The sequence below is a fragment of the Collinsella sp. LCP19S3_D3 genome (assembly GCF_052121455.1).
GTDB lineage: Bacteria > Actinomycetota > Coriobacteriia > Coriobacteriales > Coriobacteriaceae > Collinsella.
Genome location: NZ_JBQKEF010000010.1, coordinates 1 through 12,912, shown reverse-complemented (window position 1 = coordinate 12,912; position 12,912 = coordinate 1). Strand labels below are relative to the sequence as shown.

The 12,912-nt window shown below is 59.9% G+C and carries 12 protein-coding genes; 11 read left to right on the top strand and 1 reads right to left on the bottom strand.

Annotated elements, in window-relative coordinates; all coding sequences use genetic code 11:
* The first annotated feature begins 14 nt into the window (after window positions 1-14).
* From atpF to ACTQXM_RS05365, 8 genes are all read left to right on the top strand, one after another.
* Window positions 15-611: a F0F1 ATP synthase subunit B gene (gene atpF, locus ACTQXM_RS05400; protein WP_427727741.1), complete on the top strand. Its 597-nt coding sequence runs from the start codon at window positions 15-17 to the stop codon at window positions 609-611.
* A 7-nt stretch (window positions 612-618) separates the two neighbouring features.
* The gene (locus tag ACTQXM_RS05395; RefSeq protein WP_441038863.1) at window positions 619-1,080 is read left to right on the top strand and encodes a F0F1 ATP synthase subunit delta; all 462 of its coding nucleotides are present in this window, start codon (window positions 619-621) and stop codon (window positions 1,078-1,080) included.
* Between the two features lie 2 nt (window positions 1,081-1,082).
* A complete protein-coding gene (gene atpA / locus ACTQXM_RS05390) occupies window positions 1,083-2,690 on the top strand; it encodes a F0F1 ATP synthase subunit alpha (protein ID WP_441063903.1) in 1,608 nt (535 codons plus the stop codon).
* A 5-nt stretch (window positions 2,691-2,695) separates the two neighbouring features.
* The gene (gene atpG, locus ACTQXM_RS05385; protein ID WP_441049241.1) at window positions 2,696-3,604 is read left to right on the top strand and encodes an ATP synthase F1 subunit gamma; all 909 of its coding nucleotides are present in this window, start codon (window positions 2,696-2,698) and stop codon (window positions 3,602-3,604) included.
* Window positions 3,604-5,058 carry a F0F1 ATP synthase subunit beta gene (atpD, locus tag ACTQXM_RS05380; RefSeq protein ID WP_427727748.1) on the top strand — a complete coding sequence of 485 codons (1,455 nt, stop codon included), beginning with the start codon at window positions 3,604-3,606 and terminating at the stop codon, window positions 5,056-5,058. The genes atpG and atpD overlap by 1 nt, the downstream gene beginning before the upstream one ends.
* Before the next feature lie 5 nt (window positions 5,059-5,063).
* The gene (atpC, locus tag ACTQXM_RS05375; RefSeq protein ID WP_441537276.1) at window positions 5,064-5,456 is read left to right on the top strand and encodes an ATP synthase F1 subunit epsilon; all 393 of its coding nucleotides are present in this window, start codon (window positions 5,064-5,066) and stop codon (window positions 5,454-5,456) included.
* Window positions 5,457-5,544: 88 nt separating this feature from the next.
* On the top strand, window positions 5,545-6,828 hold the full coding sequence (gene murA, locus ACTQXM_RS05370) for a UDP-N-acetylglucosamine 1-carboxyvinyltransferase (RefSeq protein WP_441537243.1): 1,284 nt from the start codon (window positions 5,545-5,547) through the stop codon (window positions 6,826-6,828).
* A gap of 12 nt (window positions 6,829-6,840) precedes the next feature.
* A complete protein-coding gene (locus ACTQXM_RS05365; RefSeq protein WP_441537242.1) occupies window positions 6,841-8,094 on the top strand; it encodes an LCP family protein in 1,254 nt (417 codons plus the stop codon).
* 255 nt (window positions 8,095-8,349) lie between these two features.
* On the opposite strand, the gene pepT is transcribed toward ACTQXM_RS05365, so the two are convergent.
* Window positions 8,350-9,630: a peptidase T gene (gene pepT / locus ACTQXM_RS05360; protein ID WP_441547619.1), complete on the bottom strand. Its 1,281-nt coding sequence runs from the start codon at window positions 9,628-9,630 to the stop codon at window positions 8,350-8,352.
* An 87-nt stretch (window positions 9,631-9,717) separates the two neighbouring features.
* Here pepT and ACTQXM_RS05355 point away from each other — a divergent pair, with 87 nt between their 5' ends.
* The 3 genes from ACTQXM_RS05355 (at window position 9,718) to ACTQXM_RS05345 (ending at window position 12,621) form a co-directional block, all read left to right on the top strand.
* A complete protein-coding gene (locus ACTQXM_RS05355; RefSeq protein ID WP_154518396.1) occupies window positions 9,718-10,140 on the top strand; it encodes a metal-dependent transcriptional regulator in 423 nt (140 codons plus the stop codon).
* Window positions 10,141-10,152: 12 nt separating this feature from the next.
* A complete protein-coding gene (locus ACTQXM_RS05350; protein WP_441537240.1) occupies window positions 10,153-11,046 on the top strand; it encodes a homocysteine S-methyltransferase family protein in 894 nt (297 codons plus the stop codon).
* A 174-nt stretch (window positions 11,047-11,220) separates the two neighbouring features.
* Window positions 11,221-12,621: a phosphoglucomutase/phosphomannomutase family protein gene (locus ACTQXM_RS05345; RefSeq protein WP_427719693.1), complete on the top strand. Its 1,401-nt coding sequence runs from the start codon at window positions 11,221-11,223 to the stop codon at window positions 12,619-12,621.
* Window positions 12,622-12,912 lie beyond the last annotated feature (291 nt).

Sequence of the window (12,912 nt, the reverse complement as noted above, 5' to 3'; positions counted from 1 at the left end):
CGAAGGTAGTCGCCATGAAGCATTTCAACCACGCGAAAGTCGCTGCTGCGCTGACGGGCGCCATGCTCGCCATGCCGGTGTCGGCATTCGCCGAGGAGTCTGAGAACAAGGCCGAGATCCTCGTCCCCAAGATGGCGGAATTCGTCCCTGCACTCATTGCCTTCCTCATCATCTTCATCGTTTTGGCCAAGTTCGCCTGGCCGCAGATTCTGCAGACGATGGAAGAGCGCGGCAAGCGCATCAAGGACAGCCTCGATGAGGCTGAGACCACCAAGCGCAAGGCCATCGAGGCCCGCAAGGAGTCCGACGCCCTCCTCACCGACGCCCGCCGTCAGGCTGCCGACATCGTGACCGCCGCCCGTCAGGACGCCGAGTCCGAGCGCGCCCGCATTATCGCCAAGGCTCACGAGGAGGCCGAGGACATCATTGCCAAGGCCCACGCCAACGCCGAGGACGAGCGCAACTCCATCTATGCCGCCGCTGCCGGCTCCATCGCCGATCTTTCCGTCTCCGTTGCGACCAAGATTGTCGGCGAGGCCCTCGAGAACGACGACGAGCAGCGTCGTCTGATCGAGCGCTACATCAAGGAAGCAGGTAGCCTGAATGCCTAACAGCCGCATGGAGAACAGGGTTCTCGAGACCTATGCACGCACCCTCCTGGAGGCCGCTAAGGCCGAGGGCCGTGTGTTCCGCGATCTTCACGAGCTTGAGGTCATCGCGAACGCCAGCCCCGAGGTGCTTGCTGTCCTCGGTACCGTGTTCGAGCGCGGCCAGCTCGATCTTCTGCCGCAGATTGCATCGGCTTATCGGATGGTAACCGCGACCGACGAGGACGTCGTAGGCGTCACCGTCACCACGGCTGTCCCGCTCGATGACGAGCTGCGCCGCACGATTACCGAGAAATGCGAGGCCGATCTAAAGCGCAAGGTGTTCCTGATCGAGAAGGTCGATCCGTCCATCATCGGCGGTCTGATTCTCGAGGCCCGCGGCCAGCGTCGCGACGTTACCGTCAAGACCCAGCTGCGCGCAGCGCGTGAGGCCCTCGGTTCCACGATTTTGAATAACGGAGGTGAAGCCTAGTTATGTCCGATACCCTCAATGCCGAAAGCATCGCCCGCGCCCTGCAGGCGAAGCTCGATGGCCTGGCGGCTACCGTCGACACGCAAGAGGTTTCCCATGTTGACGAGGTTGGCGACGGCATCGCGCGCGTCTCGGGACTGCGCAACGCCATGGCCGGCGAGCTCTTGGAGTTCAAGAGCTCCGAGACCGGCGAGACCGTCTACGGCCTTGCCCAGAACCTCGACCGCGATGAGGTCGGTGCTGTTCTGTTCGGCGCCGTCAACGTCATCAAGGAAGGCGACGAGTGCCGTACCACCGGTCGCGTCATGGATATTCCCGTGAGCCGCGCCATGCTCGGTCGCGTCGTCAACCCGCTGGGCCAGCCCATCGACGGCCTGGGCGATATCGTCGCCACGCACCGTCGCCCCATCGAGTTCAAGGCCCCCGGCGTTATCGACCGCACCCCGGTCTGCGAGCCGGTTCAGACTGGTCTGCTCGCTATCGACTCCATGGTTCCTATCGGCCGTGGCCAGCGTGAGCTCATCATCGGCGACCGTAAGACCGGCAAGACCGCCATCGCGATCGATGCCATCCTCAACCAGCGCGGTAAGGACATGGTCTGCATCTACGTCGCTATCGGCCAGAAGGCCTCTACGGTTGCCAACATCCGTGAGACCCTCGCCCAGCACGGCGCACTCGACTACACCATCATCGTCTCGGCTACCGCTGCCGACTCGGCCCCTATGCAGTACATCGCCCCTATGGCCGGTGCCGCTATCGGCGAGTTCTTTATGTACAACGGCGAGAACGGCGAGCCCGCCAGCGAGACCAACCCCGGCGGCCATGTGCTCGTCATCTACGATGACCTATCCAAGCAGGCTGTCGCCTATCGTCAGATGTCGCTTACGCTGCATCGTCCGCCCGGACGCGAGGCCTATCCTGGCGACATCTTCTACCTGCACTCCCGCCTGCTCGAGCGTGCCGTCAAGATGTCCAAGAAGAACGGCTACGGCTCCATGACGGCCCTGCCGGTCATCGAGACCCAGGACGGCGACGTTTCGGCCTACATTCCGACCAACGTCATTTCCATTACCGATGGTCAGATCTACCTGCAGTCCGAGCTCTTCTTCCAGGGCCAGCGCCCGGCAGTCGACGTCGGCATCTCGGTGTCGCGCGTCGGTGGCTCCGCTCAGACCAAGGCCATGAAGCAGGTCGCCGGCAACCTCCGTCTGGACCTTGCCGCCTACCGTGAGCTCGCCGGTTTTACCCAGTTCGGTTCCGACCTGGATGCAGCCACCCAAAAGCAGCTTACCCACGGTGCGCACATGACCGAGCTTCTTAAGCAGGCGCGCTTTAAGCCGTTCGACGTCGCCGAGCAGATCGTTACGCTGTTCGCCGGCAACGAGGGCTTTATCGACGACCTGCCCCTTTCCGAGGTGCTGCCGTTCCGCGCCGAGCTGCTCGAGTACATGAATGCTGGCTTTGGCGGCTTGCTGCAGAAGGTCCGTACCAACAAGATCGACGGCGAGACCAAAGAGCAGCTGCTTCAGGCCATCACCGATTTCAAGAACGAGTACGCCTCCAAGCATGCCTCCACCGCGAGCGCAGCTGAGGGCGCAGAGGAGAACTAAGCTCTATGGCTAACCTTCGCGACATTAAGAAGCGAATCTCCTCGGTCACGAGCACCAAGCAGATCACGCGCACGATGGAGATGGTATCTACGGCCAAGATCCGTCGCGCGCTCGATCGAGCCACGCAGGCTGAGCCCTACAAGAAGGCGCTCACCGACGTCATGCACACCGTTGCGAGCGATACAGAGACTGCCGGCGACAACCCCATGCTCAAGACGCATGAGGAGTTCAAGCGCGGTCTGATTATCGCGATCACGTCCGATCGCGGTCTGGCGGGCGGCTTCAACGTCAACGTTGAGCGCACCTGCGAGAAAATCGCTCGCGAATGGGCACATGATGGCGCCGAGTGCGAGATCATCGCATGCGGTCGCAAGGCGAGCGAGTATTTCCGCAGCCGTGCCAACACGGTCATGCACTTCGAGGGTTCCTCGGCCGACCCGAGCCTCGAGGATGCCCGCATGATCGCGAGCTATATCTGCGACGAGTACTCCAAGGGTCAGCTCGACCGCGTCGAGATCGTGTACCATCACGCTCGCAACCGCGTCGATCAGGTTCTTCGTACCGAGCATTTGCTTCCGCTCGACCCCGAGATGATCGCCATGGCACATGGCCCGCGCAAGAACGCAGACGAGGGCCCCGAGCGCGTCTCGTCCTCGTTCAAGTTCGTGCCGAGCGCCCAGCATGTGTTGGCTGAGCTGGTCCCCAGCTACATCCTGACCGTCATTCACCAGGCGCTGATCGATTCGGCCGCCGCCGAGCAGGGTGCGCGCCGTAAGGCCATGCACTCCGCCACGGAGAACGCGTCGTCGATCATCTCGACTCTTACCCGTACGTATAACCGCGTGCGTCAGGCTTCCATTACCACGGAGATCAACGAGATCGTGGGCGGAGCCGCAGCATTGGAGGAACACTAATGGCAGATACCACCGTTAAAGCGGCGGTCGAGGAGGCCACGGCACGTCAGACGGCCGGTGAGGGGCGTATCGTCCGTATCATCGGCGCAGTTGTCGACGTTAAGTTCGATGGCGCTGTCCCCTCGATCTACAACGCGCTCACGGTCGAGGCCGATACGCCGATGGGTCACATCAGCACCATCCTGGAGGTTGAGTCTCAGCTTCCCGGCGGTGTCGTTCGTACCGTCGCCATGACGTCGACCGACGGCTTGCAGCGCGGCGTCGTCGCGGTCGACACCGGCGCACCCATGAAGATGCCCGTCGGCCCCGAGACCCTCGGCCGCATTTGGAATGTTATGGGCCAGCCTGTCGATGGCAAGCCCATGCCCCAGATCGATGAGTTTTATCCCATCCATCACCCGGCACCTCATTTCGACGAGCTCACTACCAAGACCGAGATCTTCGAGACCGGCATTAAGGCCGTCGACCTGCTCGAGCCCTACATCCGTGGCGGCAAGACGGGTCTGTTTGGCGGTGCCGGCGTCGGCAAGACCGTTCTGATTCAGGAGCTCATCAACAACCTCGCCCAGGAGCATGGCGGCACCTCGGTGTTCACCGGCGTTGGCGAGCGTACCCGTGAGGGTACCGACCTGTTCCTCGAGATGAGCGAGTCTGGCGTTATCGATAAGACCTGCTTGGTCTACGGTCAGATGAACGAGCCGCCTGGAGCGCGTCTGCGCATTGGTCTGGCCGGCCTCACCACCGCTGAGTACTTCCGCGATCGTGGCCAGGACGTTCTGCTGTTCATCGATAACATTTTCCGCTTCTCCCAGGCCGGTTCCGAGGTTTCCGCCCTTCTGGGCCGTATGCCGTCCGCTGTTGGCTACCAGCCCACGCTGGCTACCGAGATGGGCGACCTCCAGGAGCGCATTACCTCGACCAAGACGGGTTCCATCACCTCCGTTCAGGCTGTCTACGTCCCTGCAGACGACCTGACCGACCCGGCTCCCGCCACGACGTTTACACACCTCGACGCCACGACCGTTCTTTCGCGTTCCATCGCCGAGCTCGGTCTGTATCCCGCAATCGACCCCTTGGCTTCCTCTTCCGACGCCCTGGATCCCTCGATTGTCGGCGAGGAGCACTATCGTGTGGCCGTCGCAGTCCAAGAGCTGCTCCAGGAGTACTCCGACCTGCAGGACATCATTGCCATTCTGGGTATGGACGAGCTTTCCGAGGAGCAGCGCCTTACGGTCAACCGTGCCCGTAAGCTCCAGCAGTTCCTGTCTCAGTCCTTCCACGTCGCCGAGCAGTTCACCGGCAACCCCGGTGTCTACATCCGTGTCGAGGACACGGTCCGCTCGTTTGCCGCCATTGTCGACGGCGAGTGCGACGACCTGCCCGAGCAGGCGTTCCGTTATGCGTCCACGATTGACGACGTGCGCGAGCGCGCCGCCAAGATGGAGGAGAAGTAGTGGCTATGCAAATCCGCATCGTGTGTCCGGAGAGCTGCGCCTATGAAGGCGAGGCGGCATTTGTCGCCCTGCCTTCCACGGACGGCGAGTTCGGCATTCTTCCGCGTCACGCTAGCGAGATCTGCACGATCGATCGCGGCTACGTTCGCGTTTGTGATAAGCAAATGGGCACTGTCGACCACACGTTTGCCGTGGCCGGCGGCTATGCCCAGGTTGCGGACGATGTCGTGACCGTTCTCGCCGAGCGCGCTTGCGATTTGGCGACCGTCGACGCCGACAAGGTTAAAGCTGATATTCAAGGTTTTGAAGAGAAGCTGGGTAATTTGTCGGAGGATGATGCACGCCGCGCCTACCTCTATAATGAAATCGCATGGTGTAAGCTCATGCTTGCCCAATAGTCAAACGATTTGGCGTTCGACCATTTGCGAACACATCATGCCCGGGATGGCCCAGCCATCCCGGGCATGCTTTTTGAAAGGGTAGACCTTGGATATTATCCGTGTTGAAGGTGGCCACACCATCGGAGGCTCCGTGCCCGTTTCGGGTGCAAAGAACTCTGCACTCAAACTCATGGCGGCAACGCTTCTGGCACCGGGGAAGACGACGCTGCAGAACGTGCCCGATATCTCGGATGTCCACGTGATGGGCAAGGTGCTCAAGGGCATGGGCGCCACGATCGATGTCCTCGACGAGCACACGCTCGAGATTGATACCTCTCAGGTTGATTCCTGGGAGGCTCCCTATGAGCTCGTTGCCAAGATGCGCGCCTCCACGGCCGTGATGGGACCCCTGCTGGGCCGTTTCCATCGCGCCAAGATCGCCATGCCCGGCGGCTGCAACCTGGGCGCTCGCAAGATCGACATGCATATCTTGGGTCTTGAGGCCTTGGGCGTTGAGTTCGATACCGCCCACGGCTACATCAACGCCAACGCGCCCCAGGGCCTACACGGTACCACCGTCACGCTCGAATTTGCCAGCGTCGGCGCTACCGAGAACCTCATCATGGCGGCCGTGCGCGCACAAGGCACTACGGTTATCGATAATGCGGCTCGCGAGCCCGAGATCGTCGACCTTGCCAATATGCTCAACGAGATGGGCGCCAAGATTGTTGGCGCCGGCACGCCCGTCGTGACCATCGAAGGTGTGGACGAGTTGCATCCCGTTACCCATCGCGTGGTGGGCGACCGCATCGAGGCCGGCACCTTTATCGTTGCCGGTGCCCTGATGGCCGATGACCGCGGTGTCGACGTTACGGGCTTTTGCCCCATTCACTTGGGCATGGTGCTCAAGAAGATGGAGCTCATGGGTATCGAGTGTGAGCGAATCGAGAATGGCGTTCACGTGAGTCGTGTCGAGCGCATCAGGCCGGTCGATATTCAGACACTTCCGTTCCCGGGCTTCCCGACGGACATGCAGGCGCAGATCATGGTGCTTTCCGCTCTTGCTGATGGCAGCTCTGTGATTACCGAGAATATCTTCGAGAACCGCTTCATGTTCGCGTCGGAGCTGGTCCGTATGGGCGCGGATATCCGCATCGAAAGCCATCACGCCATGATTCATGGCGTCAAGGGGTTCTCGGGTGCACAGGTTACCTCGCCTGATCTGCGCGGCGGCGCCGCGCTCGTCGTTGCTGGCCTTATCGCCGACGGCGTTACCGAGGTCTCGGCCATCCATCACATCAAACGTGGCTATGAGCAGTTTGTCGAAAAACTGCAGGCACTTGGTGCAAACGTCGAGCACGCCACTGTTCCCGATCCCGTCATCTACTAATGCAGGTTGCCTATGTTTAATAATAAGAAGCCCTTAGCGGATACTCGAAGACCTTCAACCGGCGCACAGGCCAAGATCTACAGTCGCGATAATGTTGCACGCTACTCCGAGCGCGCTCGTCAGCGCCGCCGCGGCCAGACAATCCGTCGCGTTGCGCTTATCGCCGTGCTTGGCGTGCTGTTGAGCGCTACGACTGCCGCCGGGCTGTGGTTCGCCAACATTATGGGCAAGCTTGGCGATTCCAATGTCATTACCGACAATCTGCGCCATATCTTGGTGGATACCAATGAGGCCAAGGATCCGTTCTACGTGCTTCTTTTGGGTACCGATGGTCGTCCGGGCGAGGACACGTATCGCGCCGATTCAATTATCTTGGCGCGCATCGACCCTACGCAAAAGCAGGCTACGCTTATATCCATTCCACGTGATACCAAGGTTGTCTATAACGGCGAAACCATGAAGGTCAACGCCTGCCATACCTATGGCGGTGCCGAGGCCATGGTTCAAGCGGTCAATGAGCTGTGCGGCGTGCAGATTTCCCACTATGCCGAGGTTAGCTTTGACGGTATGCAATCATTGATTGACTCTGTGGGCGGTATCGACATCAACGCCACCGACGATGTCGATGACCCCGAGCATCTGGACATTAAGATTACGGCAGGCCAGCAGCACATGGACGGTGCTACCGCGCTCACCTATGCCCGTTGCCGCTATACCTATGCCGACGGCGACTATACGCGCATGCGTCACCAACGCCAGGTGCTTGGTGCCCTTGCCAACCAGATTCTCAACAACTTTGATGCTACGAAGGTCTTCGACCTGGTTAATTCGCTGTCCGATATGCTTGTGACCGATATGAGCGTTCAGGACATCGTGTCTACGGTCAATGCTATGCGCGGCATGGATGTCGATGGCATCTATTCGGCGAATCTGCCTTCCTACGCAGATGAAACCACCATGATCGACGGCCAGAGCTATGTCTTTGTCTACGAGGACGAGCTTAAGGAGATGATGGCGCGCGTCGATGCCGGCAAGGATCCTAAGGGACCAAACACCATGGGCCTATCCGACGGAACCAGCTCCACAATCGGTGATTTGAGCAACCATACTTCTGACGATTACGCCTACGGTACGGCCGGTTCGTCGGAAAGCTCGGGCGATTCGAGCTATTCGGACGATTCGAGCGATTCGGACGATTCGGATTACAGCTCATATTATTACGAGGAGCCCACTGGCGACGGCAACGGTTACGAAGCCAACTACTAGGGTTGCGCGGGCTTGCCAGCCCGTGCAACGGCTCGACGCTGCGCGCCGTCCAGAGCGACAATTTGTCATTCAAAAGGCAGGGCATGACCAGAAGGTCAATGTCCTGCCTTTTGAATGACAAATTGTTCGCTCTGGACGTCGCTCGCTGACGTTGATTCAACCAGCGATGCCGACTACTCCCCTTGCACCAAAAAATCGCCCCGTTCTCGGTTTTGAGGACGGGGCGATTTTGCTTACCTAGATTATTCGAGTTCCTTATGCGAAGCGGGCGATGAGCTCCTGCAAGACGTCGGTCATCTTAACGAGCGAGCTGACCGGAACAAACTCGTTGACGCCGTGGTAGCAGTAGCCGCCCGTCGAAAGGTTGGGACAGGGCAGGCCGCGGAACGACAGCTGTGCGCCGTCGGTGCCGCCGCGAATCGGCAGCACCTGGGGCTCAACATCGCAGGCAAGGAAGGATTCCTTAGCGACATCGATCAGCTCTGGGTAGTCGCGGACAATCTCGGCCATGTTACGGTACTGGTGCTTGATCTCGACCGTTACGCGCTCCTCGCCCAGACGCTGGTTGAGCAGCGCGGCGGCAGCATCCATCAGATCGAGCTTCTGCTGGAACTTGGCGGCATCGTGATCACGGACGATATAGCGCGCCGTGGCATGGTCGACTGTGGCAGAAACGCCCTCGAGGTGATAGAAGCCCTCGTAGCCCTCGGTGTATTCCGGACGCTGCACGTAGGGAAGCAGGGCATTGAAGTCGCAGAACAGATTGCCCGCGTTAACCATGCGGCCCTTGGCGTCGCCGGGGTGAATGGACTGGCCCTCAAAGCTAACGGTAGCCTCGGCGGCGTTGAAGCACTCCCACTCAAGCTCGCCAACCGGACCGCCGTCGACTGTGTAGGCATACTTACAGCCAAAGTCCTCGATATCCAACAGCTCGGCACCGTGGCCGATTTCCTCGTCCGGGCAGAAACAAATACCAAGCGTGGGGTGGGGCAGGCTGGGGTCCTGTGCAATGCGTGCGACGAGCGCCATAATCTCGGCGACACCGGCCTTATCGTCGGCGCCCAGCAGCGTGGTGCCGTCGGTGCAAACCAGGTCCTCGCCCAAAAGGTTGTTGAGGGCGGGGAGCTTGGCGGTGCTCATGGATACGGGCTTGCCGTCGACGATGCCGCAAACCAGGTCGCCGCCCTCGTAGTGCACAATGTGCGGCGCTACGCCGGCGCCCGGTGCGACCTCGGTGGTGTCGAGGTGCGCGATCAGGCCCAGGGCGGGCTTATTCTCGGAGCCGGCGCTCGCGGGAATGTGAGCGCAGACATAGGCGTTTTCGGTTACATGGGCATCGGTTGCACCAAGCTCGCGCAATTCCTCGGCAAGCACATTGGCAAGATCAAACTGGACGGTGCTCGACGGCACCTGGTCACAGTTGGCATCCTCGGACTGTGTGTTGATCTGGACGTAGCGCAAAAAACGCTCGAGTACGTCGGGGTTCGTGGTGGTGTTTTCCATAGAGACCGCTCCAATCTTGGTTGTCGTGTGCATCAAGAACTCTAGCACGGTATGCCGCGGCATACCGCGACGCTTGGATGGGGTAGAATCAGCCATTGAATGCAGAAGGGACGGATGTTCATGGATACGACAAATAGCTCGCGCGAGCTACATCTAACGGTGGCGAACGAAGACTACTTGGAGTGCATGGTTCGCATCGAAAGCGAGGATGGGGAGACTAATGGCGTGCGGTCGGTCGATATCGCACAGCGCCTTGGCGTTTCGAAGGCATCGGTCAACAAGGCGGTTTCGGCTCTCAAGGCATCCGAACTTGTCGAGCAGTCTCACTACGGCAAGGTTATCCTGACCAACCGTGGGCGCGAGGTCGGTTTGGCTATCTGGTATCGCCATCGCCTGATTCGCACATTTTTGGTCCAGGAGCTCGGCGTCGACTTTGAGCGCGCCGATGCCGAGGCCTGCATGATGGAGCACGCGCTTTCCGAGGACACAATGGTCCGTTGGCTCGCCTATCTCGAAAAGCAGGGAATCAGCATCGAGGAATAGCGAAACATATATATGGATACGAGTTATTACAATCGCTTCGGCGGCGAGGAGCTTATGCGCCGACTTGCCAGCGAGACGCTGCTGGCACAGGGTCCGATGGGCAGCGTGCTGCTGAGTGAATACGGTGCTACCGATATTCCGCCGGCATTTTGGAACCTCGCCGAACCACAGACGGTTTCTCGCATCCACCGACTGTATGCCGCCGCTGGTGCACAGGTGCTTATTACCAATACGTTCCAGGCATCGGGTTTTGCGCTCGATCGCGATGAAATCGCTCCATCTATGGCAGAGGTCAATCGCGGGGCGGTCGACGATGCCCGCCAGGCAAATCCCCAGCTATTGCTGGGGTCCATGGGGCCTATTGCGATTGAGTGGTTTGTCGAGGATTCTTCCGAGTATCGAGAGATTCGCGCAAATGCTCGCGAGCAGGCGTCCTCCCTGCTCAACGCCGGCGTCGACGGGATTCTGGTCGAGACGATCACGTCTATCCGCAATCTGCAGCCCGTGCTCGCCGGTGCCCATGATGCCGCTGATGGCATGCCCGTTCTGGTGAGCTTTGTTATTGATGACAAGGGCGACCTGCTGGGTGATGGCCTAAACATCGAAGGTGCCATCTTGTATGCCGAGAAGCACGGTGCGAGCTCGGTTGGGGTCAATTGCTGCACCCTGACAGCGGCTACCGCTGCGGTACCAAGAATGGTCAAGATAGCCACGACGCCCGTTACTGTACGTCCCAATGCGGGAAATCCGGTCCAAACGCAAGATGGGCCTGTGTGGCACGAGGACCCCGAAGCTTTCGCGCGCGCATGCGTCGAGTGGAAGCGGGCTGGCGCCGCAATGGTTGGTGGCTGTTGCGGAACCACGGCGATCACGACGGCTGCTATGGCAGACGCGCTCGATATATAGAGTCCTAAGAAAAGCACATTCGAATTACCGCCCCAACCGGGGCGGTTTTTTGTCTATATGCGCCCTCGACGGCTTTTGCCTAAACGGTGAATGCGTGCGCCGGCGGCTTGCCGGGCGCTCGTTGCGGGTATACCACCTGCGTACCATGATCCAAACACTGCGAGGTGTCTGCGTGTGTGCGCGATAATTCATTTTGGAACTGATGGCTGGCGCGCTCGCGTCGGCGAGGATTTTAACGCTGACAATGTTGCCCGTATCGCTGATGCCGCCGGCGAGCTCTGGCAAAAGACATATCCCGGCAAGACGGTATATATCGGGTATGACACCCGTCCCCGGGCGCGCGAGTTTGCAGAACTTGCAGCTGGCGTGCTTGCGGCCCATGGCCTTGATGCCGTGCTCGCGGCCCGTTTTGTACCCACGCCTGCCATCACGTGGGCTGCCGCATACGATGGCGAGGCGTGCGGGGCGCTCATGGTGACCGGTTCACATCATCCGCAGGGCTATCTCTGTCTCAAACTGCGCATGGGCGATGGTTCCACGGCAAACCAGGACGTCATCGAAGAACTCGAGGCAACGATGGCCGCCGAACCTCTGGGGCTCGAGGAGCAGTATCGCACGGCGGATATCATTCCCGACTATATGCGAGCGGTAGCATCGTTTGTCGATGCCGATGCCATTCGTGCCGCTCGTCTGCGCGTGGTGGTCGACCCCATGGGGGGAGCGGCTCAAGGTTATCTTGCCGATTTGCTGCGCGAGCTGGGTGTTGAGGTCCATGAGATTCATGCGGGGCAAGCATCGGATTGGAGGGATATCTGTCCCGATCCCGTAGAGCCGTGGGTGGATGCCTGCGAGCGTGCAGTTATCGAAGACGGCGCGTGTGCCGGCCTGGTGACCGATGGCGATGCTGACCGTATTGGCGCGGTCGACGAGCGCGGTAGATATATACATCCGCATCAGATCATGGCGCTCGTAATGGGCGAATTGGTTCAGTTTCGCAATTTGAAGGGGCGAGTCGTCGTCAATCTATCGTGCTCGACGCTTGTACGTCGTGTTGCCGAGGCACTCGGTTGCCGCGTGACCGTAAAACCGGTTGGCTTCAAATATATAGCCGCCGAGATGAAAAAAGACGGGGTGCTTATGGGCGGTGAGGAGGCCGGTGGCATCGGCATTGCCGCGCATATGCCCGAGCGTGACGGCATTCTCGCTTGCCTACTCCTGTGTGAGCTCATGGCAAAGACGGGGGCTTCGCTGGGCGTGCTGGTCGATCAGCTCGAGGCGAGTTTTGGAAAAACAAGTTATGGCCGTCGAGATTTACGACTTGAGGCAGAAGATGCCGAGTCGCTGCGCACGCTGCTTCCCGGTGTGAATCCCAAGTCGATTTGCGGCAAGGCGCCGCAGAGCGTAAGTCACATGGACGGCTTGCGTTTGGCATTTGAGGATGATACCTGGCTGTTGGTTCGCCCGAGTGGCACTGAGCCGGTGGTGCGAGTGTACGCCGAGGGCTTTTCGGTGGAGGAGCGCGACGAGTTGCTTGATGCCGGCTGCGCTTTGGCTCGGGGCGCATATCGGCTCTAGCCATGGGGCTGATCAATATAAAGATATGCTCGGCGAGTGGTAGGTAACGACTGGCAAGCGTCAGCTGCGGGTATAAATGTGTAGGAGTTGTGTGCAACCAGATTCCCGCCCCGCGGGCCCCTCCGGTCTGGCAATATATCTCCTTGCCGCGCGGCCCGGTCGGACCGGATGGACCGCGAGGGCGTGCACCTTGAGAACCGGATACTGCGAGGATGGACACACCAGATGTGTCGCATCCGGGCAGACATCGAACCATTTGAAATGGTCTGACTTGGATTCGTTTTTCGCAAG